We start from the raw sequence: 23,986 nt of genomic DNA on the forward strand, positions 1-23,986 counted from the left end.
ATCGTATCGAAGTGAAATCGAACGCCTGTTCGATTTCCACAGGTGTCACTGGTTCACCCGCAGGTCGAACCGCACCGTGTCAGGAGGAAGCCATGAGCGCAGTCCCCGTTCTCGTCCCCGTCGCCCGTCCCGCGCGCCGTCCCGACCTTCGACTGGTTCCGGATCTGCCGGCGTCGCCGACCGGCGTCGCGCGGCCCGCCGCTCACCTGCGGCTGACCCGGCGCGGCTACCTGGCCATCGGCGTGATTGTCGTGGCCGTGACCGTTGCCTGCGGCATGCTCATCGCGCACGCCGTTGCCCCCGCCCCCACGGGGCCCAGCTCGGTGGTCGTGCAGTCGGGTCAGACACTGTCTGAGGTTGCGCACCACGCGCTGCCGCAGTTGCCGGTGCAGGAGGCGGTCGTGCGCGTCCAGCTGGCCAACGACCTCAACTCGCTCCAGGTCAGCGCGGGTCAGACGTTGCTGATCCCGCGCTGACCTGCGAGTCGGTCCGGTCAGGCGTTCGCCGCCTTGAACTCGCGTCGCCGGGCGTGCAGCAGCGGTTCGGTGTACCCCGAGGGCTGCTGGGCGCCGAGCAGGATCAAGTCGCGAGCGGCCAACCACGCGATGTTGGTCTCGAAATCCGGCGCCATCGGCCGATAGTCGCGATCCGCGGCGTTCTGCTGGTCCACCACGACGGCCATCCGCTTGAGCGAGTCGATGACCTGGTCCTCGCTGATCACGCCGTGCTGCAGCCAGTTCGCCAGCAACTGGCTAGAAATCCGCAGCGTCGCACGGTCCTCCATGAGTGCGACGTCGTGGATGTCGGGGACCTTGGAGCAGCCGACGCCGTGGTCGATCCAGCGGACCACGTAGCCCAGGATCGACTGGCAGTTGTTGTCGATCTCCTCCTGCCGCTCCTGCTGGCTCCAGGTGGGATCGCTCGCCAATGGAACGGTGAGAATCTCCTCGACGGTAGCCCGCGTCTGCCCGGCCAGATCCTCCTGGACGGCGAACACGTCGACCTGGTGGTAGTGCAGCGCGTGCAGGGTCGCCGCGGTGGGGGAGGGCACCCAGGCGGTCGTGGCACCGGACTTGGGATGGGCGATCTTCTGCTGGAGCATGTCGTGCATCAGATCCGGCATCGCCCACATACCCTTGCCGATCTGCGCCTTGTGCGGCAGGCCCGCTGCCAGGCCGGTGTCGACGTTGAAGTCCTCGTACGCCGTGATCCAGGTCTGACTCTTCATCTCGCCCTTGCGCACCATCGGTCCGGCGAGCATCGAGGTGTGGATCTCATCGCCGGTCCGGTCCAGGAAGCCGGTGTTGATGAAGACCACCCGGTCTGCGGCGGCATTGATACACGCCTTGAGGTTGACCGTGGTACGGCGCTCCTCATCCATGATGCCAACCTTCAGCGTCCGCGGTGGGAGGCCGAGCACCTGCTCGACCCGCTCGAACAACTCAACCGCGAAGGCGACCTCGTCCGGACCGTGCATCTTGGGCTTGACGATGTAGATCGAGCCGGTCCGGGAGTTCTGCAGGCCATCGGCCGACAGTCCGTGGATGCCGATCAACGAGGTGAACAGCGCGTCCAGGATGCCCTCGGGCACTTCGTTGCCGTCGGCGTCCAGCACCGCGTCATTGGTCATCAGGTGCCCGACGTTGCGCACGAAGAGCAGCGACCGGCCGTGCAGATCGAAGGTGGAGCCGTCGGGCGCGGTGTACTCGCGGTTGGGATTCAGGACGCGGGTGAAGGTCTTGCCGTTCTTCTCGATCCGCTCAGCGAGGTCGCCCTTGTTCAGGCCAAGCCAGTTGCGGTAGCCCAGCACCTTGTCCTCGGCGTCGACCGCAGCCACGGAGTCCTCGAAGTCCATGATCGTGGTGATCGCGGACTCCACGACGACGTCCTTGATTCCGGCCGGGTCCGTGGCACCGATCGGCGATGTCGGGTCGATCTCGATGTCCAGGTGAAGGCCGTTGTGCCGCAACAGAATCGAGGTCGGCGCGGCCGCGTCGCCGGTGTACCCGGCGAACTCCGAGGGGTCAGCCAGTCCGGTCGTGCCCGAGGTGGTCGTGACCTGCAATGCGCCATCGACGACGGCGAATGCGGTGACGTCGGTGTACGAGGCATCCTTCAGCGGGACAGCGCGGTCCAAGAAGTCCTTGGCGAAGGCGATGACCTTCGCGCCGCGGACCGTGTTGTAGGAGGACCCTTTCTGCGCCCCGTCGGTCTCGGGGATGGCGTCGGTGCCGTACAGGGCGTCGTACAGCGAGCCCCACCGGGCGTTGGCAGCGTTGATGGCGAAGCGGGCGTTGAGCACGGGCACCACCAGTTGCGGACCCGCGGTGTCGGCGATCTCGGAGTCGACGCCGGTCGTGGTGACCTGGAAGTCCTCCGGCGTCGGCACCAGGTAGCCGATGCGGGTCAGGAACTCCTGGTAGTCAGCGGCGTCCAACGTGGGGTGCTGGCGGTGATATTCGTCGATCTGCTGCTGCAAGGTGTCGCGGATGGCGAGCAGTTCGCGGTTGCGCGGCGCGAGGTCGCTGATGACCTTCGCGGCGCCCGACCAGAAAGCATCCGGCGCGATCCCGGTTCCAGGCAGCGCCTCGTCGTTGATGAAGTCGTAGAGCACCGTCTCGATCTGCAGACCGTCGACGTTCACTCGGTCGGACATGAATTTCACCTCGTGTGATGCGTTAGTGGCTGGCCCCGTGCTGTCCCTAGGTTACCGACTGGTCCGGGGCCCACCGATCCTGCTCCTGCGCCGGTGCCGGCGCCCGCCGGCAGGAGGTATCTGCGCTGCTCAGCGACGGGTCCTCGCGGCAGCTGCGCGGCAGGCCGGCGAGGTATTGCGCGCTCGGCCTCAGCGTCGTACGATCCCTACATCTAGTAGTTACACCGATGTCATTCATCCACATGTAGTTCACACCCGACCGTCGGTAGTCCACCGGTTACCCACCGCAGATCCACAAGGTTTTCCACAGCGGCGGGCATGCGGGGGCGCCGTGCGGTGTTGAACAACGTGTGACCAGGACCGGGAAAGGAGCCGCTGAGCAGCCATGTATTGCCCGTTCTGTCGGCACGAGGACTCCCGCGTCGTGGACAGCCGCACCAGTGACGACGGCACCTCTATCCGCCGTCGTCGCCAGTGCCCGGATTGCGGCCGACGCTTCAGCACCGTGGAGACCGCCAGCCTCACGGTGATCAAACGATCCGGCGCGAGCGAGCCGTTCAGCCGCGACAAGGTGACCTCCGGGGTCCGAAAAGCCTGTCAGGGACGCCCGGTGACCGAGGACCAGTTGGCGCTGTTGGCCCAGCAGGTCGAAGAAGGTATCCGCTCGCAGGGTTTGGCCGAGATCGATGCTCACGACGTGGGTCTGGAGATTCTCGCGCCGCTGCGCTCGCTGGACGAGGTCGCCTACCTGCGGTTCGCCTCGGTCTACCAGGCGTTCGAGGATCTGCAGGACTTCGAGGACGCGATCGTGCTGCTGCGCGCCGAGCGGGAGCAGACCGATCAACCAGTCGGTGAACCCGGGCCCGATGAGGTTGTCGGTGCCGCGCGAGACGCTGGCAACGACCCCGCACCCTCACCGCGCGCTCCATCACCCCGATAGACACCAGACATCCGCACCACCCCGCACCACCCGTTCTGTCCAGTTCAGTCACCCCACGGAGGACAAGGTCCATGTCACAGACCACCAACGCCCGCTCGGGTCAGCGCCGCAAGAACGCCGGTCTGACCATCGAGCGCATCTACACCACCCCCGGTGTGCACCCCTATGACGAGGTGACCTGGGAGCGGCGCGATGTCGTCCAGACCAACTGGAAGAGCGGGGAGACGATCTTCGAGCAGCGCGGGGTGGAGTTCCCGGACTTCTGGTCGGTCAACGCGTCGACCATCGTCACGACCAAGTACTTCCGCGGCGCCCTTGGCACTGCGGAGCGCGAGTCCAGCCTCAAGCAGCTCATCGACCGCGTGGTGCTGACCTACGCCAAGGCGGGCAAGGACAACGGCTACTTCGCGACCGACGAGGACGCGGAGATCTTCGAGCACGAATTGACCTGGACCCTGTTGCACCAGGTGTTCAGCTTCAACTCGCCGGTGTGGTTCAACGTGGGAACCAAAGCGCCGCAGCAGGTTTCGGCGTGCTTCATCCTGTCGGTGGACGACTCGATGGACTCGATCCTGAACTGGTACCGCGAGGAAGGTTTCATCTTCAAGGGCGGCTCCGGGGCCGGCCTGAACCTCTCGCGGATCCGCTCCTCCAAGGAGTTGTTGTCCAGCGGCGGTACGGCCAGTGGTCCGGTCTCCTTCATGCGCGGCGCCGACGCGTCCGCAGGCACGATCAAGTCCGGTGGCGCCACCCGCCGCGCGGCCAAGATGGTCGTGCTCGATGTGGACCACCCCGACATCGAGGAGTTCATCGAGACCAAGGCGCGCGAAGAGGACAAGATCCGTGCGTTGCGGGACGCCGGGTTCGACATGGACCTCGGTGGCAAAGACATCACTTCTGTCCAATACCAGAACGCCAACAACAGCGTCCGGGTCAGCGATGAGTTCATGCGCGCCGTCGAGGAGGGCAAGCCGTTCGGCCTGCGCGCCCGCGGCACCGGCGAGATCATCGAAGAGGTCGACGCCCGTGAGTTGTTCGACAAGATCAACAAGGCGGCGTGGGAGTGCGCCGACCCGGGCGTCCAGTACGACGACACCATCAACGCCTGGCACACCAACCCCGAAAGCGGCCGGATCACCGCATCCAACCCGTGCTCGGAGTACATGTCGCTGGACAACTCCTCGTGCAACCTGGCGTCGCTGAACCTGCTGAAGTTCCTGCGCGATGACGACACCTTCGACGTTGCCGCCTTCCAGAAGGTCGCCGAGTTGGTCATCACCGCGATGGACATCTCGATCTGCTTCGCCGACTTCCCGACCGAGGCGATCGGCCAGACGACCCGTGACTACCGTCAGCTGGGAATCGGCTACGCCAACCTGGGCGCGCTGCTGATGGCCACCGGCCACGGCTACGACTCCGACGGCGGCCGGGCGCTGGCCGCGGCGATCACCTCGCTGCTGACCGGTGCCGCCTACAAGCGCTCCGCGGAGCTGGCCGGCATCGTCGGGCCGTACAACGGCTACGCCCGCAACGCCGAGGCCCACCAGCGGGTGATGCGCAAGCACCAGGCCGCCAACGACGAGGTGCGCACCCTCGACACGATGGACACCGAGATCCACCGCTACGCCACCAAGGCGTGGAAGGACGTCGTGGAGGTCGGAGCCAAGAACGGCTACCGCAACGCGCAGGCCTCCGTACTCGCACCGACCGGGACCATCGGCTTCATGATGGACTGCGACACCACCGGCATCGAGCCGGACTTCTCCCTGGTGAAGTTCAAGAAGCTGGTCGGCGGCGGCTCGATGCAGATCGTCAACCAGACGATCCCGCGGGCGCTGAAGAAGCTGGGCTACCAGGACGAGCAGATCGAAGCGATCGTCGCCCACATCGCCGAGAAGGGTCACGTCATCGACGCGCCCGGCCTCAAGCCGGAGCACTACGAGATCTTCGACACCGCCATGGGTGCCCGCTCGATCAGCCCGCTGGGTCACGTGCGGATGATGGCGGCCTGCCAGCCGTTCCTGTCCGGTGCGATCTCCAAGACGGTGAACCTGCCGGAGACGGCGACGGTCGAGGACATCGCCGACGTGCACCTGCAGGGTTGGAAGCTCGGGTTGAAGGCGCTGGCGGTCTACCGCGACAACTGCAAGGTCGGCCAGCCGCTGTCGGATGGCGGGTCGACCGCGAAGGACGCGGCCAAGGACGCGGCAGCTGCTGCTGAGCCGGTCGTGGAGAAGGTCATCGAGTACCGGCCGGTGCGGCGGCGTCTGCCCAAGCGTCGCCCCTCGCAGACCACCTCGTTCGCGGTCGGTGGCGCCGAGGGCTACCTCACCGCCAGCGCGTACGACGACGGCCAGCTCGGGGAGATCTTCCTGAAGTTCGGCAAGCAGGGTTCGACCCTGGCCGGCGTGATGGACGCCTTCTCGATCGCGGTGTCGATCGGTTTGCAGTACGGCGTGCCGCTGGAGACCTACGTGGAGAAGTTCACCAACCTGCGCTTCGAGCCGGCCGGAATGACCGACGACCCGGACGTGCGGATGGCGCAGTCGATCATGGACTACGTCTTCCGGCGCCTGGCCCTTGATCACCTGGACTTCGACACCCGCTCCTTCATGGGCATCCACACCGCGGCCGAGCGGGCCCGGCAGTTGGAGACCGGTTCCTACACCGAGCAGGACGACGACGTGGCCGAGGAGTTGGAGTCCTACTCTCAGTCCCCGGCGCAGGTCCCGGCCAAGGCCGAGGAGAAGACCGAGGAGAAGGCTGAGGACACGTCAGCCGCCAGCGAAACGGTGGGGGCCGTGCAGATCACCTCCGGTTCCGGCGCGGCGGATGTGCGACCCGCCGACGTCGAGGTGCATTCCTCCGCGGAGTTGATGGAGAAGTTCCAGGGCAAGGCTGCTGACGCACCGATCTGCATGACCTGCGGGACCAAGATGCGTCCCGCCGGTTCCTGCTACGTCTGCGAAGGCTGCGGCAGCACCTCCGGCTGCAGCTGAGGCTGCACCACCCGAACAAGGGCGGGCCTCGTGGCGAATCGTCGCTGCGGGGCCCGTTCTTCGTGATCCGGGAGCGCGGGTCAGCCCGCCCAGTCCGGATCGCTGGGCCACAGGCTCGCGGCCGGTGGCGGCGACTGGTCCGGGGGAGCGGGAGTGATGGCCCGCCGTACCGCTTCGCGATACGGGATGGGTCCACCGGGGGGTGCCCCGAGCCGCTCGAGCAGGTCGGTCTCCTGACAGACGACGTCGTGGACGAGGCTACCGATCAGCGGTTTGGCGACGCCCGTCGGCACCGGCGTGACCAGACCGATCCAGTGACTGGCCAACCCCGGGGTCAGGAACGGCATCACGAAGATCAGCCGCTGATGATGGCCGGAGACCTTCGCGTAGCCCTGCATCATCTGCAGGTAGGTCAACACGTCCGGGCCGCCGATGTCGAAGGTCCGGTTGACCTCCGGCGGCAGGGTTGCCGCACCCACCAGGTAGTACAACGCGTCGTCGATGCCGATGGGCTGGATGCGGCTGTTGACCCAGCGTGGCGTGATCATCGCCGGCAGCCGATCGGTCAGGTGCCGCATCATCTCGAACGACGCCGACGCGGCACCGATCAGGATCGCCGCCTGCAGCACGGCGGCCGGTACGGGGGAGTCCAGGAAGACCTTGCCGACATCCACCCGCGAGGCCAGGTGCTCGGACAGTTCCTCGTCGTCGGGGTGCAACCCGCCGAGGTAGACGATCCGCCCGACCTCCTGATCCGCGGCCGCATCGGCGAAAGTCTGTGCCATCTCGTGGTCGCGCTGCGACAGGTCGCCGCCACCGTCCATCGAGTGCAGCAGGTAGTACGCCACATCGATGTCCGCCAATGCCGCCCGGCAGGTGTCGGGATCGTTCGCGTCGCCTTCGCTCACCTCGACCTGCCCGGCCCACGGCAGACCGTCGAGTTTGCTGCCGTCGCGGGTCAGGACGCGCACCCGATGGCCCGCCTCGAGCAGCGGCACCACCAGTCGCGAACCGAGGTAGCCGGTCACTCCCGTGACCAGGACGTTCAGTGGTTCTGTGCTCATGACGTCATCTCCAGTACGTGGGGCAGGATCAGGACCATTCCCAGCGACCACAGGCCGTGGGTCAGGATGGGCGCCAGCACCGTGCCGGTGATCTGGCGTTGGCGGGCGGTCAGGCCCCCGAGCAGTGCGGCCGCGAAGACCAACATCACGTTCCCGGTGGCGCACGTGACCAGGGTGTAGATCGCCGTCGTGGCGACGACGGGCTGCCGCCCTTCCAGCAGGGAGAAGAGTGCTCCGCGGAAGAACAACTCCTCGCAGGCGCCGGTGCCGATCGCAATGACCAGCACGGCGAGGAACGATCCGCGAGCGGAGTACGCCAGCACGTCCCGGATCGCGGCGTTGATGGCCGGGACGAGTCCGACGACGAAACCGCCGAGGGTGAAGATCGCGACCAGTCCCGCGCCCAGGGCGAGGCCGGGCACCCAGGCCGGGCGATCGGCGTACGTCGATAGGTCACGGGGCATGCCACCGGCCAGGAACGCGCCGCCGGCCCACGTGACGGCCAACGCGACAGACGCCGGGTAGAAGCCGCCACGGCCCGGCTCGCTGGTCAACGACTCATGCAGCAGCACGGTGCCGAGAACCAGGGCGGCCAGACACACCGCAGCGGCACGCGTGTGCAAGGGATGCGACAACAGGAAGAACCTCCTGTGCGGAGACTAGGTGACATCGACCGACGGGCGGCACGCTCCGACGGATGAGACCCACGCCACAACCCGGCGTGGCGCGCGCCCGGTGAACAATCGGTGAACATTCCGGGGGACCGGTATTTGCGCTGGTCAGAGGCCTATGAATCGCGCAGTTCAGGTGGACGTAATCACTCACGACACCGCACACTTAGTCGCGTGAGCGCAGAATTCTTCATTCTCCTGCTGGTCGTTGTGACGGCACTGGCGTTCGACTTCACCAACGGCTTCCACGACACCGGCAACGCGATGGCGACCTCCATCGCGACCGGGGCGCTCAAACCCAAGGTGGCCGTGGCGATTTCGGCGGTGTTGAACCTCGTCGGTGCGTTTCTGTCGGTCGAAGTGGCCGCCACGATCACCAAGGACGTGCTGAAAATCCAGACCAAGAGCGGGGCTCTGATCGAAGGGCTCAGCGCAGAGAAGGCGATGATCATCATCTTCGCCGGGCTGGTCGGCGGAATCCTGTGGAATCTGACGACCTGGCTGCTGGGTCTGCCCTCCAGTTCCTCGCACGCGCTGTTCGGTGGTCTCATCGGGTCCGGCTTGGCCGCGATCGGCACCGCCGGGATCAACTGGAACGGTCTGGTGGCCAAGGTCATCATCCCGGCGTTCCTGTCGCCGTTCATCGCCGGAGCGGTTGCCGCGATCGGCACCTGGATCATCTACCGGATCACCAACTGCGTGCGAACAGACCGCAAGGACAAGGGTTTCCGCTACGGGCAGATCGGTAGCGCCTCGTTGGTGTCGCTGGCGCACGGCACCGGCGACGCACAGAAGACGATGGGTGTCATCGCCCTGGCGCTGATCGCCCACGGCAGCCTGACGACCCAGTCGATCGAGGACAACGGGCTGCCGGTCTGGATCATCTTCGCCTGCGGGCTGGCTATCGCGATCGGCACCTACCTGGGTGGTTGGCGGATCATCCGCACGCTGGGCAAGGGTCTGGTCGAGATCGAATCCCCGCAGGGTATGGCGGCCGAGGCTTCGTCGGCCGCGATCATCCTCACCTCCAGCCACTTCGGCATGGCGCTGTCGACCACCCAGGTCGCGACGGGGTCGATCCTCGGTAGCGGTGTGGGAAAGCCGGCGCCACCGTCCGTTGGGGTGTCGCCGGCCGCATGGTCGCCGCGTGGCTGACCACCATCCCCGCCGCCGCTGTCGTCGGCGCGATCACCTACTTCATTGCCCACCTGATCGGCGGCGTCGCCGGTGCGATCACCGTCTTCGTCATTCTGATCGCGGCCGCGGGGTACATCTACCGCCGCAGCCAGCAGCAGAAGGTGGACGCATCCAACGTCAACGACGACTGGGAAGGGCTGCCCGACGAAGCAGCCACCGAGACCCACGTCGCGGCCTGAATTAGACCCGGAAGGAGCGGTCATGGACTTCGCAGAAATGGCACAATCGGCCCTCAAGGTGCTGCTTGCCGGACTGATCTTCGGTGCCGGCCTGCCGGCCATCTTCGCGGTCGGCATCCGGTTGCAATCGGCCGGTGAAGGTGACATCCGGCCTGATGGCACCGTCGCCCGACCCAATCCGGTCGCCAAGGTCGGCGCCTGGATCGCGTTCGCAATCGTCATCGCGGCCGTGGCGGTCGGCATCTTGTGGATCACCCAGAAGAGCCTGCATCACTACCTGGGCATCGACATCTTCGGCGCCCACTGACCGCACGCCACTCGACCTACAGAAGACGAGGACCGTACATGGAACGCCCCGCCCTGTTGGCCCGGGTCCTGCACTGGCTGCGCCAGGGATACCCCGAAGGGGTCCCGCCGATGGACTACTCGCCGATCCTGGCGCTGTTGCGCAACGAGTCGCTGACCGATGAGGAGATCGACCAGATCGTCTCCCGGCTGATCCAACAGAACGCGCTCGCGGACGTCGACGAGCCGATCAGCGTGATCGACACCAAGGTGGCGATCACGCACTACACCGAGGAACTGCCCTCCGACGAGGACGTCAAGCGGGTGCAGCTGCGATTGCTCGAGCACGGCTGGCCCTTCGATGAGAAGAGCCCGATCCGCTGACGTTGACGCTGACGCTGGCGGTCAGCGCGCCGGGTCGAGCAGCAGCTTGCCGGTCACGGTGCGCGCGGCCAGCCGGCCGATGGCCGTCCCCGCGTCGGACAACGGCACCACTTGATCGATCGGGGGATCGATCGCCCCGGTTCCAGCCAGCTGCATCAGTTGGTCCCATTGGGAACGTACGACGTGTGGCTGGCTGGCCCAGTACGCGCCCCAGCCGACCCCCACCACTGAGATGTTGTTCAGCAGCAACCGGTTGACCTTCACCTGCGGGATCGCACCCTCGGTGAAGCCGATCACCAGCAACCGGCCGAGCGTCGCCAGGGACCGCAACGAGTCGGTGAAGCGGTCGCCACCGACCGGGTCGACGACGACGTCGACGCCGCGACCGCCGGTGAGGTCCTTGACGGCCGCGAGGAACCCGTCGGCCAGAACCACGTCGTCGGCACCGGCGGCACGTGCGACCTCACCCTTCTGCGGCGTCGAGGTCACCGCGATGACCTTCGCGCCACTGGCCTTGGCGACCTGGATTGCCGCGGTGCCGATACCACCGGCCGCGCCATGCACCAGCACCGTCTCGCCGGGCTGCAGCCCGCCGCGCTCCAGCAGGGCGAACAAACAGGTCAGGTAATTCATCGGCAACGCCGCAGCGACGTCGAACGACATGCTGCCTGGCAATGGGAAGACGAAATCCGTTGGTGCCGTGACGAACTCGGCGAAGCCACCGAATCCGGGAAACGCAGCGACCCGATCCCCGGTCGTGAGCCCTGAGTCCGCAGGGGCCGACACCACGGTGCCACTGACCTCCGCCCCGGGGACGAAGGGTAGGTCGGGTCGAATCTGATATTCGCCCCGGGTCAACAGCAGGTCGGGGAAGCTGACGCCGGCCCGCTCCACCTTGATCAGGACCTGCCCCTCGGCAGCGGTGGGCTGCGGGAGGTCGACGATCTCCACGGCCTCCGGGCCATCGAGACGGGTCACGTGTACGGCGCGCATGGTCTTCTCCTCGGTCGTTCTCAGGTCAGGCGGCGCACCACGGACAGCGGCGCGTGTTTGATCACTTCACCGATCGGCACCCACGGCCAGGGCGGTACGAGCGCTTTGGCCTTGCGGGCCTCGATGGCGGCGACCATCGCTCGCACGCCGGTCTGGGTGTCGACCATCATCTTCTGCTCCTGCTCGACCTTGTCGTTCATCTCCGAGCGGATGTAACCCGGGTAGATGGTCGAGACGTCGATGGCCAGTTCGGGGCGGCCCAGGACCTCTAAGCGGATCCCCTCGGCGAGCGCCGCGACGCCCGCCTTCGTCGCCGCGTACGTCGTCATGGTCCGGCGCATCCCGCGCAACGCGGACACCGAGGAGATCACGACCAGGTGTCCGGTCTTCTGCTCCCGGAAGACCTGCATCGCCGCTTCCATCTGCGCAAGCGCCGCAACGAAGTTGGTCATCGCGGTCTCCCGGTTGGCGTCAAACCGGCCGGTGCCGATCGGTGCGCCCTTGCCCAGGCCGGCGTTGACGATGAATCGGTCGAGACCGCCCAGCTCTTCGGTCAGCTCGGTCGTGGCCGTGAAGACGTCGTCGTTGTCCGTGACGTCCAGCGCGCGCACCAGGATTGTGCGGCCCGGGTGCGCGGCCAGGATCTCCTCACGCAGCTGATCCAAGCGATCGGTTCGGCGGGCGGTGAGGGCCAGGTCGTGGCCCTTGGCGGCGAACTGGCGGGCCATCTCGGCGCCGAGCCCGGAGCTTGCTCCGGTGATGATCGTGCGGGTTGGCATAGCTGCACCGTAGTCAGATAGCGGACCCCGGCTCAGCCCGGGCCGACCATGCGGGACAATCGCGGATGTGAAAGCGCTGCTGTTGGAGAACGTGCACCCGCTGGCCGAGCACATCCTCAAGGAAGCCGGATTCGAGGTGGAGACCCGCGGCGGTGCCCTCGATGAGGACGAGTTGATCGAGGCGCTGCAGGGCGTCCAGTTGCTCGGCATCCGATCCAAGACCGAGGTGACCGAGCGGGTGTTGGACAACGCACCCGACCTCTATGCGATCGGCGCCTTCTGCATCGGCACCACCCAGATCGCCAAGAAGCACGCTGCCGGACGGGGAGTGGTCGTCTTCAACGCACCGTTCTCCAACACGCGCAGCGTCGTGGAGTTGGCGATCGCCGAGATCATCGTGATGGCCCGCCGCCTGACCGAGAAGGACAAGGCGCTGCATGACGGTGTCTGGAACAAGGACGCCACCGGGGCGCACGAGATCCGCGGCCGCGCCCTGGGCATCGTCGGCTACGGCAACATCGGCAGCCAGTTGTCCGTCGTCGCCGAGATGCTGGGTCTGAAGGTCTACTTCTACGACAGTGACGACAAGCTCGCGCTGGGCAACGCCACCCGGTGCGGCAGCCTGGATGAGTTGCTCGAGGTCGCCGAGGTGGTGACCCTGCACGTGGACGACCGCAAGGGCAACGCCGGGTTCTTCGGTGCCGAGCAGTTCGCCAAGATGCGGCCGCGTTCGCTGTTCCTGAATCTCTCGCGTGGCTTCGTCGTCGACTACGACGCGTTGCGTGAGTCACTGCTGTCCGGGCACATCGCCGGCGCCGCTGTCGACGTCTTCCCGCAGGAGCCCAAGAAGCGCGGCGACGCCTTCGTGTCCCCGCTGCAGGGCATCCCGAACGTCGTGCTGACCCCGCACGTGGGTGGCTCGACCGAGGAGGCGCAGGAGGACATCGGCCGGTTCGTGGCGGGCAAGCTGCGCGACTACATGCAGCGCGGCACGACCACGTTGAACGTGAATCTGCCGGGCTTGTCCCTACCGCCGCGCTTCGGTGGCAAGCGGATCCTGCACCTGCACCAGAACGTCCCCGGCGTGCTGGGCAAGGTGAACAGCCTGCTGGCCAAGCACGAGGTCAACATCGAGGGGCAGGCGCTGAACACCGCCGGCGAGATCGGTTACGGCGTCACCGATGTCGCCGAGTTGCCGCGAGCAGCCGTGACCGAGTTGCTGGCGATGCCGGAGACCATCCGCTTGGCCATCATCGACGGCTGAGCAGTCTGGTCCGGCTCCCCGTCTGCGGCGGGCTGGGAGCCGCCACTCGGCGTACGTCGCGTGAGGGCTAGGCGGAAGTCCTCCGGCATCAGGGTGAGCCGCTCCGACACCTTCAAGCGGTAGCGCGGGTCGGCGCTGAACTCATAGCGGTGCAGCAGCCGTGCGAGCACCAGCACGGCTTCGTGCAGCGCGAACTGCCTTCCGATACAGGCGCGTTCGCCGGTCCCGAACGGGAAGTAGGTGTGGGCCGGACGGGCCTTCACCGCGGCTGGGGTGAAGCGCTCGGGGTCGAACCGCGACGGCTCCGGCCAGATCTCAGGATCCCGGTGGATCGCGGCGGCCAGCACCATGCACTGGTCCTTGGTGGTCATCGGCCACTGACCGGCCAGCATGGTGTCCTGTCGCGCACCGCGCACGAACCCCGGCGCCGTCGGCCACAACCGCAGCGCTTCGTCCAGCACGCGGCGGATGTAGCGGAACTTGGCGATCTGCTCGAAGGTCGGCTCGGCGTCGGGATCGACGCCCAGGATCTCATCGGTCTCGGCCTGCGCCCGGGCGCGCACCTGCGGGTTGGTCGCCAGGTAATAGAGCGCGAAAGACAGTGCGCCAGAGGTGGTTTCGTGACCGGCGATCAGGAAGGTGAGGATCTGGTGGCGCACGTTGCGCAGATCCAGTTTCTCCCCGCTCGCCTCGTGCTCGGCGTTCAGCATCAGACCGAGCAGGTCCCTCTCCGAACGGTCCCCGGAGGCCACGCGGGCGGCGATGATCTCGTCCAGCACGGTGTCCAGGTATTCGCGGTTGCGGTCAAGGGTGGCCTGGTTGCGGCGCAGGAAGAGCTTGGCCAGCGGAGCGCTGGTGAGGAAACCGCGCCGTTGCGCCGCGGCCAGCGCGTCCACCATCGAGGTCACGAACGGGTGCACCTGCTCACTGGTGAACGACCCGAAGTCGGTGCTGAACGACGTACGACCAATGGTTTCCAGGGTCATCTTGGTCAGCCAGGGGGAGACGTCGACCGGCCCCTCGATCGTGTCCCAGGTGTCGGTGAGTTCGCGGCAGACCTGCAGCATCGTGCCGTGGTAGGTCTGCATGGCGGGCCGGGTGAACGCCGGACGCAGCAGGTCGTGCGCCAGCTGCCAGTTGGGTTCGTCGTTGAACGCGGTGAACAGGCCGTCGCCGGCCAACTGGCGCAGGGTGATCAGGCCGGGGGCGAGGCGCTTCTCGAAGCGGGTCTCGTCGCACAACTCCGCACCGACCAGACCGCTGCGGACCAGCACCAGCTTGGCGTTGAAGAGTTTGACCTCGACGACGGGCTCGGTGAAGTCGGCGAGGACCTCCACGGCGCGCTGCACCGGGCGGCCGCGGTGCCGCCGCATCATCGTGCCGAAGTCGCCGATCACCGGCCGGCGACGGGGTGGATGCGGAAAGTCGACCTGCGCGAAGTTCATCGGTCGTTTGCTCACGTGCTGGCTCCCGGAGGCTGGTTTACGACAGGTGTAGTGGAGTGTAACCACAGTCACATCGCGTGCGGCCCCGGCATCGGCAGTGCCGCATACTTAGCGCGTGAAGGTGATCCTGTTCCTGGCCCTGGTGCTGATCGTCGGTTTCGGTTGGTACTTCATGAAAGGCAAGGTCACGCGGACCCACGAGCAGGTGCGCGACCGGGCGCTGGAGGGTGGTTTCGGCCGGGCCATGACTGCTGGGCCGGCCACCAAACACCTGGCCATGATGGGCCGGACTCTCACGTTGGCTGCCGAGCCGGAGCGCACGGGCAACCTGATCGCGAGTACGGCGATGGCGGACGCCCGCGTGACCGACGTACGTCCCGAATCCAAAGCCCTGGTCATCCAGATCGACGGGTCGTACCCGGTGGTGCGGGCACACCTGCTGCCCGATCGCACGGTGGTGGGGGTCGAATCCTTCAACTGGGAGATGGGCTTCCCGCAGGGTGGTCAGGTCTGGGACCGCCTGGCCACGGCGATCACGAATACCGCTGCGCATCAAGGAATTCCGGTGGCAGAAGGGGCCCGAGAATTCGTCAAGGATGAGGCAGTGCTGGACCGCGAGGTCTGGGCGGTCAAGGGTTGAGACGGCCATGACGACGACTGAGACACACGCCACGGCCACTGGTCCCATGCTGGATTCCGCCGGTGACGCGCGGCGGCGATCGGCCCTGCGCCGGATGCGTTTCGTCGCGACCGGGCTGCTGGTCCTCGCCGCGATCGTGTTCGTGGTGACCCACGGGCACGGTGGTGTCTGGGGCTATGTGAACGCGGCCTCCGAGGCGGCGATGGTCGGTGCGGTGGCCGACTGGTTCGCCGTCACTGCGCTCTTCCGGCATCCGCTCGGGCTGCCGATCCCGCACACCGCGATCATTCCCGAGCGCAAGGACTCCATCGGGGAGAACCTCGAGGAATTCGTCACCGAGAACTTCCTGACCGCTGACAACGTCCAGGAGCGACTGGCCGGAGCGCAGGTTGCGCGTCGGATCGGGGAGTGGCTCGCCGACCCCGGCAACGCGCGGCGCGTGGTCGATCAGTCTGCGCCGGCTCTCGCCCGCGCAGTTGGCAACATCAAGGACGACGACGTCAAGGGCCTGCTCGACCGGGTGCTGTTGCCCCGGATCGCGCGCGAACCCGTCTCCGGATTGCTCGGGACGCTGCTGGAGGGCATCGTCGACGATGGATCACACCACGGTCTGGTCGATCTGACCGCGCGGGAGCTGCACGCCTGGGTGCGCGACAACCCCAGCAGCGTGACCACGATCATCTCCGAACGCGCCCCGTCGTGGACGCCCCGGTGGTTGGACGACACGGTGTCGGCGCGGCTGCACACCGAGGCGGTCAAGTGGTTGGAGGACATCCGTGACAACCCCAACCACCCGGTCCGTGGCGCGATCGACAACGTGTTGCGGCAACTGGCCGACCGGCTGCAGAACGACCCCGACACCATGCAGCAGACCGAAGCGCTGAAGGTGCGGTTGCTGTCGCATCCGAACGTTTCGACGTCACTGGTGTCCCTGTGGCGATCCGGTCAGAGCGTGCTGGTCGATGCGCTGAACGACCCCGACGGCGAACTACGTGCACGGTTGGCCCGGCTGATCAGCGACACCGGGCAGCGGCTGGTCACGGATCCGGAGTTGCAGGCCACCGTCGACCGGCGGATCAGTGAGATGGCCGGTCACCTGGTGTCGACGTACGGGCGAGAGCTGTCCAGTGTCATCTCCCAGACCATCCAGCGCTGGGACGGCAAGGAGGCCTCCGAGCGCATCGAGTTGCACGTGGGGCGCGATCTGCAGTTCATCCGCATCAACGGCACGGTGGTCGGTGGTCTGGTGGGTCTGCTGATCTACACGGTGTCGCAGTTCTTGTGATCGGTTTCCTCCCCGGTTCGATATAAGAGACGGTTATACATTTCCAAGGGTCCGGGTGTAGTTTCACCGCAGGTCATGAGTGCCAGCGTCAAGCCCCGGCTCGCTGGCCGGCAACCCTCCTCCGCGGTGGGGTGCCCCGGGTGAGGACCTGGCCCAGCCACTCGACGTACGCCGCGTGGCAGGGCAAGCGCGGACGACCCCGTGAGCGTCCGCACCATCCAGTGCAGTTGACACCCCGAAAGGTTCGTCATGAGCGACACCCCCAACTGGTCCTTCGAGACCCGGCAGATCCACGCCGGCCAGAGCGTCGACCCGACGACCCAGGCCCGCGCCCTGCCGATCTACCAGACCACCTCCTACGTCTTCAACGACACCACTCAGGCCGCAAACCTGTTCGGCCTCAGCGAGTTCGGCAACATCTACACCCGGTTGATGAACCCGACCAACGACGTCGTCGAGCAGCGGATCGCCAGCCTGGAGGGCGGCGTCGGCGCGCTGCTGACCGCGTCCGGACAGGCCGCCGAAACGCTGGCCATCCTGAACATCGCCGAGGCCGGGGACCACATCGTCTCCAGTCCGGCGCTCTACGGCGGCACCTTCAACCTGTTGAAGTACACGCTCAAGAAGCTGGGCATCGAGACGACCTTTGTCGAGGACGCCACGGATCTGGAGCAGTGGCGCGCAGCCATCCGGCCGAACACCAAGCTGTTCTACGGCGAGACGATCGCCAACCCCAAGCAGGAGATCCTCGACATCGAGGGTGTTGCAGCGGTCGCGCACGAGGCGGGAGTTCCGCTGGTCGTCGACAACACGGTCGCCACGCCGTACGTGCTGCGCCCGATCGAGCACGGCGCGGACATCGTCGTGCACTCGGCCACCAAATACCTTGGCGGACACGGCACTTCGATCGCCGGCGTGATCGTGGACAGCGGCAACTTCGACTTCGCCAAGGACCCGGAGAAGTTCCCGAACTACAACACGCCGGAGGAGAGCTACCACGGTCTGGTCTACGCCCGTGACCTCGGCGTCGGTAGTCCGCTGGGTGCCAACCTGGCCTTCATCCTCAAGGCGCGGGTGCAGTTGCAGCGCGATCTGGGTGCGCCGCTGTCGCCGTTCAACGCGTTCCTGATCGCGCAGGGCATCGAGACCCTCAGCCTGCGCATCGAGCGCCACCTGGAGAACGCCCGCAAGGTGGCCGAGTGGCTGCAGACGCAGGAGCAGGTCAAGGAGGTCCTGTGGGCCTCGCTGCCGGGCAGCCCGTACTACGACCTGGCGCAGAAGTACACGCCGCTCGGCTCGGGTGCCGTGTTGTCCTTCGAGATCGAGGGCGGCGTTGACGCGGGCAAGAAGTTCGTGGACTCCCTGGAGTTGTTCTCGTTGGTCGCCAACATCGGCGACGTGCGGTCGCTGGCGATCCACCCGGCGTCCACGACGCACAGCCAGGGCAGTGATGAGGACCGTCTGGCCGCGGGTGTGACCCCGGGCTTGGTGCGGTTGGCGGTGGGCTTGGAGCACATCGACGACATCATCGCCGACCTGGATCAGGGGTTCCGCGCCGCGAAGGTCTGAAAAACCATTGGCAACACCCACCGCGCCTCTGGCACGGTGGGTGTTGTCGTATCCGATCGAGACGAAGGAGGTCGTGCCATGGCTGTATTCACGCGTGCCCGCAACCTTCCTCTGCATGATCGGAAAACCGTTGAACGAGAACACTTCCGGCGCCACTGAGGCGTCGATCCTGCCCTTTCCCTCTCATTTCAAGGTCCACGAACTCGAGCCCGGCCAGCGCTGGTCGACCTGGCGACAGATCCCGGCCCTGTCTCGTGGGCCGGCACCGTGGCCGGACTGGCTGGTGGCCGACGACGAATCGGTCGAGACCGAGTTGGGCATCCTCAAGACCGGTAAGGAAGCCGACGTCTTCCTGCTTGAGCGGGCGAGCGTGACGGGTCCGCCACGGACCACCCGGTTGGCGGCCAAGCGATATCGCGACCTGGAGCACACTTCCTTCACCCGGACCGCTGATTACACCGAGGGCCGGGGGATCGCTCGCAAGGGGCACCGGGAGCGGCGAGCGTTGGCCAAGAAGACTTCCTTCGGTAAGCAACTGGCGGCCGGCCGGTGGGCGATGGCCGAGTGGGAATCGCTGGTGCGGCTGTTCGAGGCCGGACTGCCGGTGCCCTATCCCGCGCAGATCGATGGCACCGAGATCCTGATGGAGTTGATCACCCATCCGGACGGATCGCCGGCACCTCGGTTGGCCGCGTTACGGGCAGCGTCCCGCGAGCAGCTTGCGGATCTGTTCGATCAGACCCGAACGGCGCTGATCACTTTGGCGGGCCTGGGTGTCGCGCACGGCGACCTCTCGGCGTACAACCTGCTGGTCGCGGGGGAGCGGCTGGTGATCATCGACGTACCCCAAACCGTCGATCTGATCGGTAACCCACACGGGATGGACTTCCTGCACCGGGACTGCCGCAACGTCGCCACCTGGTTCGCCGGCAAGGGTCTGCCGGTCGACGGCGACGAACTCTTCGGGGAGGTCGCCGCGCACGCGTGGTGATGGGGTCCGATCGCCTGCATGCCTCAGTCGTCCGGCTCAGCTGGGCCGACCCACCAGATGCGCGACTTATCGACAGTTGCGCGGGTTACAACCCGCGCAACTGTCGATAACCCGCGCGGATTCGAAGGCCGCCTGCTGAGGTCTTGGCAAGAGTGCCCTGGATCACCTAATCTCCGTAAAGTTGGTCGAATGACCAAGACGAGGGGTGACCGTGACCAGATACACCGTGGCCGAACGCCGCGAACTGCTCATCCAGGCAACATTGCGGATCATTGCCGCTGACGGCGTGCAGGCCGCCACCACCCGGGCGATCTGCCGGGAGGCCGGGATGGCACAGGCCAGCTTCCACTACGCCTTCCGCAGTCGCGACGCCTTACTGGCCGCTGCCGTGCAGTACGCGCTGGACGACGACGTCGAGCGAACGGCGGATGCGCTGATCGGCCTTCTTCCGGAGGAGACCGATCTGCCGGCATTGGTGCACGCCTGCCTTGCCGCGTACGTCGAGTCGGTCATCGCCGACCCGGATCGCGAGCAGGCGGTTCTCGCGTTGATGGGTTACGCGCGAAGCGTGCCCGAGTTGCACCCGATTGCCGAGCAGACCTACCGCAAGTACTACGAACTCGCAGCGAATGCGCTGCAGGCGGCCGCGGACCTCACGGGGGTTCCGTGGCGCACCGAGGTCATGGACCTTGCGCCGATCGTGATCGCCGCGACCGACGGAATCACCATGGCCTACTTGAGTACTCGGGATCGCGGGATCGCCGAGCTGATCGCGCGCTCCGCCGCCCAGACGTTGATGCTGCATGCGGCGGTGCCTGTCGACGAGGTGCTGGGTTGAGCACCACCTCGGAGCAGCCGCAGGTTGCGACCCATCAGGTCAGCAACCGCTGGATCAGCCTCTTCGCGATCTCCTGGCTGGGTATCTGGCTGGCCCAGCTCACCCCCTTCCAACTGACGCTGCCGGAACAGGTCAACGATCTGCTCGGACTCGACGGCAACAACCTGGCGGAGAGTCAGTGGCACCGCAGTGTGATCGGCTTCGGCATCGTCTCGGGGGTCTCGGCGATCTTCGCCCTGATCGCCTTCCCGGTTGCCGGATCGCTATCGGACCGGACAACGGGCCGCCTCGGTCGGCGTCGGCCGTGGATCTTCAGCGGCGTCGCGCTATTCGCAATTGCCCTGGTGCTCATGGGCTTTCAACACACCTGGGTCGGACTGGCGATCTGCTGGTCGCTGGTCATCACCGGGTTCAGCGTCGCTTCCTCCGCGCTCACGGCACTGATCAGCGACCAGGTTCCCGTCTATCAGCGCGGCGTCGTGTCGAGCTGGGTCTCCGCACCGCAGGCGATCGGTGTCGTGATCGGCGTCGCTGTTGTCTCGCTGCTCGGGTTGTCGCCGATTCCCGCCTACCTGCTGGTCGCCGTACTCCTGGTCGTGTGCACCCTGCCCTTCGCGTTCTATCTGCAGGACCCACCGGTCGGCGACCACGGCTTGCCCTCGTTCAACCTGCGCTCGGTCTGGAACGAACTGTGGATCTCTCCGCTACGCGAGCGTGACTTCGGCTGGACGCTGCTCGGCCGGATCCTGGTCAACATCGGTAACGCCCTGGGCACCTCGTTGCTGTTCTTCCTGCTGCAGTTCGGGCTGCACGTCGCCGATCCCGCCGACAAAGTGCTGACGCTGACCCTGGTCTACACGGTGTGTGTCGTGATCGCGGCCCTGGTCAGTGGCCGACTGAGCGACCGCCTGCGCGTGCGCAAGCCCTTCGTGCTGGGCGCCGGTGTGCTGCAAGGGTTTGCGGCGATCGTGATCGCCATCCAACCCACTCTGACCAGTACGGCGATCGCGGCCGGACTGCTGGGTGCCGGCTTCGGCTGCTTCCTGGGTGTCGACCAAGCGCTGGCCACCCAGGTGCTGCCGGACGCCGCGACGACCGGGAAGGACCTCGGAATCATGAACATTGCGATGGCCGTCCCGCAGGCCCTCGGACCGTTGATCGGTGCCTTCGTCGTCGCGTGGTTCGGCGGGTTCACCGCGCTCTACGTCGCGTCCGCGGTGTTCGGGATCCTCGGCGGACTGAGCGTGCTGCGGGTGCGAGGTGTGCGATGAGTCGGCCGACAGGGGACTGGGCACGGATCGACGCCGCGGTGCGCGCACACGGCGACGGGGGTGCGGTCGTCGCCCTCGACCGTGCGGCCTTCCTGGCCAACGCCGCGGATCTGGTACGCCGAGCGGCGGGCACCCCGATCCGCGTCGCCTCCAAGTCGCTACGGGTTCGGTCCTGTATCCATGAGGTCCTCGCGATGGACGGCATCGCCGGCGTCCTCGCCTATGACTTGGCCGAAGCCCATTGGCTGGCAATCGAATCCGGGGTCGAGGACGTCCTGATGGGGTACCCCACTGCCGACGTTCCAGCCCTTCGAGCGCTCGCCGCGGACGAGGTAGCCAGGGACCGGGTCACCGTGCTGGTCGACTCGGTGGCGCAGCTGGACTTCCTGGACCGGGTCCTGCCGCGTGACGTCACGGTCCGTGTCGCGATCGATCTGGATGCTTCCTTCGACGTCCCGGTGCTGGGTCGTCTCGGCGTCCTGCGATCCCCGGTGCACACCGCCGATGCGGCGGTGGCCCTCGCCCGGGAGATCGACACACGACCCGGCCTTCAATTGGTCGGTGTCATGTCCTACGAGGCGCAGGTCGCGGGCGTCGGCAACGAACTGCCCGACGGTGGAGTGACGGCGCGGCTCAAGAACGCCGCGGTCGCCACCATGCAGAAGCACTCAATGGCCGAGTTGGTCCCCCGCCGGTCGGCAGCGATCGCCGCAATCCGAGAGGTGGCTGATCTGGAGTTCGTCAACGGCGGTGGCACCGGGTCCATCGAAGTGACCGCACAGGACCCTTCGGTCACTGACATTGCCGCTGGCAGTGGCTTTTTCGGCGGCCATCTCTTTGATGGCTACGCGCACTTCCAACCCCGCCCGGCCATCGGTTTCGGTCTCCAGGTCGTACGCCGACCGGGCCCGGGAGTAGTGACCTGCCACGGTGGCGGATGGATCGCTTCGGGGCCACCGGCTGCTGACCGGTTGCCGCTGCCGGTCTGGCCGGCCGGCCTGCACTACGCACCACGTGAGGCGGCCGGTGAAGTGCAGACGCCGTTGCTCGGCGCTGCCGCAGACGGTTTGGACCTCGGCGACCGCGTCTGGTTCCGGCACACCAAGTCTGGCGAGATCGCGGAGCATGCAAACACTGTCTTGGTCGTTGACGGCGATGCCGTCGTGGACGAGATCCCGACCTATCGGGGAGAGGGGAAGTGCTTCCTATGAGCACGAAAACGATGGAGCGGCAGGGTCTCTGGCAGAACTGGGCGCGGACCGAGCAGGTGCGGCCCACCGAGGTTGTCAGTCCGGGGAGTATCGACGACCTCGCGCAGGTCGTGTCACAGGCACGCGCAGAACGGCGTCGGGTCAAGCCGGTTGGTGCCGGTCACAGTTTCACCGGGATCGCTGTCGCGCCGGATATCCAGGTCAGCCTGGAACAGCTGAGGGGACTGGTGTCGGCCGATGCCTTGACCGGTGAAGTGACCCTGCGTGCCGGTACCCACCTGTTCGAGATCCCCGACCTGCTCGCGCCGTACGGGCTGGCCATGACCAATCTCGGCGACGTCGACCGGCAGACCATCGCGGGGGCGACGTCGACTGGAACCCACGGCACGGGAAGGGAATTCGGTGGCATCGCCACCCAGATCACCGGTGTGCGCTTCATCGACGGAACCGGCAACGACGTGCACATCACCGCGGGCGACCCGCGGTTGGCGGGCGCTGCGCTCGGGCTGGGAGCGCTCGGCGTGCTGACCGAGATCACCCTGCGCTGTGTGCCCGCGTTCAAGATGCGTGCGGTCGAGGAGCCGAGCACCTTCGAGGAGTCGGTGTCGCGCTTCGCCGACAACGTCGACGCGACGGATCATCACGAGTTCTACTGGTTCCCGCACACCGATGTCACCCTGACCAAGTTCAACACCCGGCTGAGCCTCGATGAACCGGACACCGGACCGTCCGCCGTACGTCGATGGGTCGACGATGAGCTGCTGGCCAACAAACTCTTCGGTGCCGTGTGCGCCCTGCAGTCCCGGGTGCCCTCGGTCACCCCGGCCCTGAACCAGGTGTCCGCCCGCGCGTTGTCGGCCCGGCAGTACGTCGCACCCGCCCACGAGGTGTTGATCTCCTCGCGCAACGTGCGGTTCCGGGAGATGGAGTACGCCGTCGCACTCGAGGCGGTGCCGGAGACGTTGCGCGAGATCCGCGCGATGATCGAGCAGCGGGGCCACCGGGTCAGTTTCCCGATCGAGGTGCGCGCCGCCGCGGCCGACGACCTGATGGTGTCCACCGCGTCCGGCCGAGCCAGCGGGTACATCGCCGTGCACCGCTACGTCGGCGACCGGCCGGACAGCTATTTCGACGATGTCGAGGCGATCATGGTTGCGCACGAAGGCCGACCGCACTGGGGCAAGTTGCACACCCGTGACGCCGCCTACTTCGCGAGGGTGTACCCACGGTTCGGTGAATTCCTTGCGCTGCGCGACCAGTTCGACCCCGACCGGGTCTTCGCCAACGACTACCTGACGCGGGTGCTGGGCGAATAGAAGTAGGGA

The 23,986-nt window shown here is 66.6% G+C and carries 20 protein-coding genes, 1 pseudogene and 1 riboswitch; of the genes and pseudogenes, 15 read left to right on the forward strand and 6 right to left on the reverse strand.

Annotated elements, in window-relative coordinates; all coding sequences use genetic code 11:
• Positions 1-92 precede the first annotated feature (92 nt).
• The gene (locus DR843_RS03965; protein WP_109684206.1) at positions 93-476 is read left to right on the forward strand and encodes a peptidoglycan-binding protein; all 384 of its coding nucleotides are present in this window, start codon (positions 93-95) and stop codon (positions 474-476) included.
• Positions 477-493: 17 nt separating this feature from the next.
• Here the strand turns inward: DR843_RS03965 and DR843_RS03970 are convergent, their stop codons facing one another.
• Complete coding sequence (locus DR843_RS03970) at positions 494-2,656, reverse strand: malate synthase G (RefSeq protein ID WP_109684207.1); 2,163 nt, start codon at positions 2,654-2,656, stop codon at positions 494-496.
• Positions 2,657-3,041: 385 nt separating this feature from the next.
• Here DR843_RS03970 and nrdR point away from each other — a divergent pair, with 385 nt between their 5' ends.
• Together nrdR and DR843_RS03980 are read left to right on the forward strand one after the other, a co-directional pair.
• A complete protein-coding gene (nrdR, locus tag DR843_RS03975; RefSeq protein ID WP_109684208.1) occupies positions 3,042-3,596 on the forward strand; it encodes a transcriptional regulator NrdR in 555 nt (184 codons plus the stop codon).
• 71 nt (positions 3,597-3,667) lie between these two features.
• The gene (locus DR843_RS03980) at positions 3,668-6,595 is read left to right on the forward strand and encodes a vitamin B12-dependent ribonucleotide reductase (RefSeq protein ID WP_109684209.1); all 2,928 of its coding nucleotides are present in this window, start codon (positions 3,668-3,670) and stop codon (positions 6,593-6,595) included.
• 80 nt (positions 6,596-6,675) lie between these two features.
• Here DR843_RS03980 and DR843_RS03985 read toward each other — a convergent pair whose 3' ends face one another.
• Both DR843_RS03985 and DR843_RS03990 read right to left on the reverse strand, forming a co-directional pair.
• Positions 6,676-7,659, reverse strand: coding sequence for an NAD(P)H-binding protein (locus DR843_RS03985; RefSeq protein ID WP_109684210.1), 984 nt, complete (start codon positions 7,657-7,659; stop codon positions 6,676-6,678).
• Positions 7,656-8,294, reverse strand: coding sequence for a CPBP family intramembrane glutamic endopeptidase (locus DR843_RS03990; protein ID WP_109684211.1), 639 nt, complete (start codon positions 8,292-8,294; stop codon positions 7,656-7,658). The genes DR843_RS03985 and DR843_RS03990 overlap by 4 nt, the downstream gene beginning before the upstream one ends.
• Positions 8,295-8,504: 210 nt before the next feature.
• Here DR843_RS03990 and DR843_RS03995 point away from each other — a divergent pair.
• The 3 genes and pseudogenes from DR843_RS03995 to DR843_RS04005 all read left to right on the forward strand — a co-directional run bounded on the left by DR843_RS03995 (position 8,505) and on the right by DR843_RS04005 (position 10,375).
• Positions 8,505-9,706, forward strand: a pseudogene (locus tag DR843_RS03995) (anion permease).
• Positions 9,707-9,728: 22 nt separating this feature from the next.
• Positions 9,729-10,013 carry a hypothetical protein gene (locus tag DR843_RS04000; RefSeq protein ID WP_109684212.1) on the forward strand — a complete coding sequence of 95 codons (285 nt, stop codon included), beginning with the start codon at positions 9,729-9,731 and terminating at the stop codon, positions 10,011-10,013.
• Between the two features lie 38 nt (positions 10,014-10,051).
• On the forward strand, positions 10,052-10,375 hold the full coding sequence (locus DR843_RS04005) for a DUF3349 domain-containing protein (RefSeq protein ID WP_109684213.1): 324 nt from the start codon (positions 10,052-10,054) through the stop codon (positions 10,373-10,375).
• 21 nt (positions 10,376-10,396) lie between these two features.
• Here DR843_RS04005 and DR843_RS04010 read toward each other — a convergent pair whose 3' ends face one another.
• Both DR843_RS04010 and DR843_RS04015 read right to left on the reverse strand, forming a co-directional pair.
• Positions 10,397-11,368, reverse strand: a complete 972-nt coding sequence (locus DR843_RS04010; RefSeq protein ID WP_109684214.1) for an NADPH:quinone oxidoreductase family protein — start codon at positions 11,366-11,368, stop codon at positions 10,397-10,399.
• Between the two features lie 20 nt (positions 11,369-11,388).
• Positions 11,389-12,147, reverse strand: a complete 759-nt coding sequence (locus DR843_RS04015; protein WP_109684215.1) for an SDR family oxidoreductase — start codon at positions 12,145-12,147, stop codon at positions 11,389-11,391.
• A gap of 67 nt (positions 12,148-12,214) precedes the next feature.
• On the opposite strand from DR843_RS04015, the gene serA reads away from it, so the two are divergent.
• Positions 12,215-13,411 (forward strand): phosphoglycerate dehydrogenase, encoded by a 1,197-nt coding sequence (gene serA / locus DR843_RS04020; protein ID WP_109684216.1) that lies wholly within the window; start codon positions 12,215-12,217, stop codon positions 13,409-13,411.
• On the opposite strand, the gene DR843_RS04025 is transcribed toward serA, so the two are convergent.
• Positions 13,315-14,871, reverse strand: a complete 1,557-nt coding sequence (locus tag DR843_RS04025; RefSeq protein WP_245933979.1) for a cytochrome P450 — start codon at positions 14,869-14,871, stop codon at positions 13,315-13,317. The genes serA and DR843_RS04025 overlap by 97 nt on opposite strands.
• 100 nt (positions 14,872-14,971) lie before the next feature.
• Here DR843_RS04025 and DR843_RS19975 point away from each other — a divergent pair, with 100 nt between their 5' ends.
• The 8 genes from DR843_RS19975 (at position 14,972) to DR843_RS04065 (ending at position 23,977) form a co-directional block, all read left to right on the forward strand.
• Positions 14,972-15,496: a hypothetical protein gene (locus DR843_RS19975; protein ID WP_170119737.1), complete on the forward strand. Its 525-nt coding sequence runs from the start codon at positions 14,972-14,974 to the stop codon at positions 15,494-15,496.
• A gap of 7 nt (positions 15,497-15,503) precedes the next feature.
• Positions 15,504-16,781 (forward strand): DUF445 domain-containing protein, encoded by a 1,278-nt coding sequence (locus tag DR843_RS04035; RefSeq protein ID WP_245933980.1) that lies wholly within the window; start codon positions 15,504-15,506, stop codon positions 16,779-16,781.
• Positions 16,782-16,852: 71 nt separating this feature from the next.
• Positions 16,853-16,977: riboswitch (SAM riboswitch) on the forward strand.
• A 53-nt stretch (positions 16,978-17,030) separates the two neighbouring features.
• Positions 17,031-18,350, forward strand: a complete 1,320-nt coding sequence (locus tag DR843_RS04040; protein ID WP_109684218.1) for a bifunctional o-acetylhomoserine/o-acetylserine sulfhydrylase — start codon at positions 17,031-17,033, stop codon at positions 18,348-18,350.
• 115 nt (positions 18,351-18,465) lie between these two features.
• Positions 18,466-19,341, forward strand: coding sequence for a serine protein kinase RIO (locus DR843_RS04045; RefSeq protein ID WP_109688407.1), 876 nt, complete (start codon positions 18,466-18,468; stop codon positions 19,339-19,341).
• 211 nt (positions 19,342-19,552) lie between these two features.
• Positions 19,553-20,179 (forward strand): TetR/AcrR family transcriptional regulator, encoded by a 627-nt coding sequence (locus tag DR843_RS04050; protein ID WP_211310176.1) that lies wholly within the window; start codon positions 19,553-19,555, stop codon positions 20,177-20,179.
• Positions 20,176-21,450 (forward strand): MFS transporter, encoded by a 1,275-nt coding sequence (locus DR843_RS04055; RefSeq protein WP_109684219.1) that lies wholly within the window; start codon positions 20,176-20,178, stop codon positions 21,448-21,450. The genes DR843_RS04050 and DR843_RS04055 overlap by 4 nt, the downstream gene beginning before the upstream one ends.
• The gene (locus DR843_RS04060) at positions 21,447-22,661 is read left to right on the forward strand and encodes an alanine racemase (RefSeq protein WP_109684220.1); all 1,215 of its coding nucleotides are present in this window, start codon (positions 21,447-21,449) and stop codon (positions 22,659-22,661) included. The genes DR843_RS04055 and DR843_RS04060 overlap by 4 nt, the downstream gene beginning before the upstream one ends.
• The gene (locus tag DR843_RS04065) at positions 22,658-23,977 is read left to right on the forward strand and encodes a D-arabinono-1,4-lactone oxidase (protein WP_245933981.1); all 1,320 of its coding nucleotides are present in this window, start codon (positions 22,658-22,660) and stop codon (positions 23,975-23,977) included. Before DR843_RS04060 ends, DR843_RS04065 begins: the two co-directional genes overlap by 4 nt.
• The last annotated feature ends 9 nt before the right edge of the window (positions 23,978-23,986 follow it).

The organism is Branchiibius hedensis (assembly GCF_900108585.1).
GTDB classification, from domain to species: domain Bacteria; phylum Actinomycetota; class Actinomycetes; order Actinomycetales; family Dermatophilaceae; genus Branchiibius; species Branchiibius hedensis.

Excerpts from the sequence above, each read along its gene's own strand:
- DR843_RS03965 (WP_109684206.1), top strand. The coding sequence starts at position 93 with ATGAGCGCAGTCCCCGTTCTCGTCCCCGTCGCCCGTCCCGCGCGCCGT.
- DR843_RS03970 (WP_109684207.1), bottom strand. The coding sequence starts at position 2,656 with ATGTCCGACCGAGTGAACGTCGACGGTCTGCAGATCGAGACGGTGCTC.
- nrdR (WP_109684208.1), top strand. The coding sequence starts at position 3,042 with ATGTATTGCCCGTTCTGTCGGCACGAGGACTCCCGCGTCGTGGACAGC.
- DR843_RS03980 (WP_109684209.1), top strand. The coding sequence starts at position 3,668 with ATGTCACAGACCACCAACGCCCGCTCGGGTCAGCGCCGCAAGAACGCC.
- DR843_RS03985 (WP_109684210.1), bottom strand. The coding sequence starts at position 7,659 with ATGAGCACAGAACCACTGAACGTCCTGGTCACGGGAGTGACCGGCTAC.
- DR843_RS04000 (WP_109684212.1), top strand. The coding sequence starts at position 9,729 with ATGGACTTCGCAGAAATGGCACAATCGGCCCTCAAGGTGCTGCTTGCC.
- DR843_RS04005 (WP_109684213.1), top strand. The coding sequence starts at position 10,052 with ATGGAACGCCCCGCCCTGTTGGCCCGGGTCCTGCACTGGCTGCGCCAG.
- DR843_RS04010 (WP_109684214.1), bottom strand. The coding sequence starts at position 11,368 with ATGCGCGCCGTACACGTGACCCGTCTCGATGGCCCGGAGGCCGTGGAG.
- DR843_RS04015 (WP_109684215.1), bottom strand. The coding sequence starts at position 12,147 with ATGCCAACCCGCACGATCATCACCGGAGCAAGCTCCGGGCTCGGCGCC.
- DR843_RS04035 (WP_245933980.1), top strand. The coding sequence starts at position 15,504 with ATGACGACGACTGAGACACACGCCACGGCCACTGGTCCCATGCTGGAT.
- DR843_RS04040 (WP_109684218.1), top strand. The coding sequence starts at position 17,031 with ATGAGCGACACCCCCAACTGGTCCTTCGAGACCCGGCAGATCCACGCC.
- DR843_RS04045 (WP_109688407.1), top strand. The coding sequence starts at position 18,466 with ATGATCGGAAAACCGTTGAACGAGAACACTTCCGGCGCCACTGAGGCG.
- DR843_RS04060 (WP_109684220.1), top strand. The coding sequence starts at position 21,447 with ATGAGTCGGCCGACAGGGGACTGGGCACGGATCGACGCCGCGGTGCGC.
- DR843_RS04065 (WP_245933981.1), top strand. The coding sequence starts at position 22,658 with ATGAGCACGAAAACGATGGAGCGGCAGGGTCTCTGGCAGAACTGGGCG.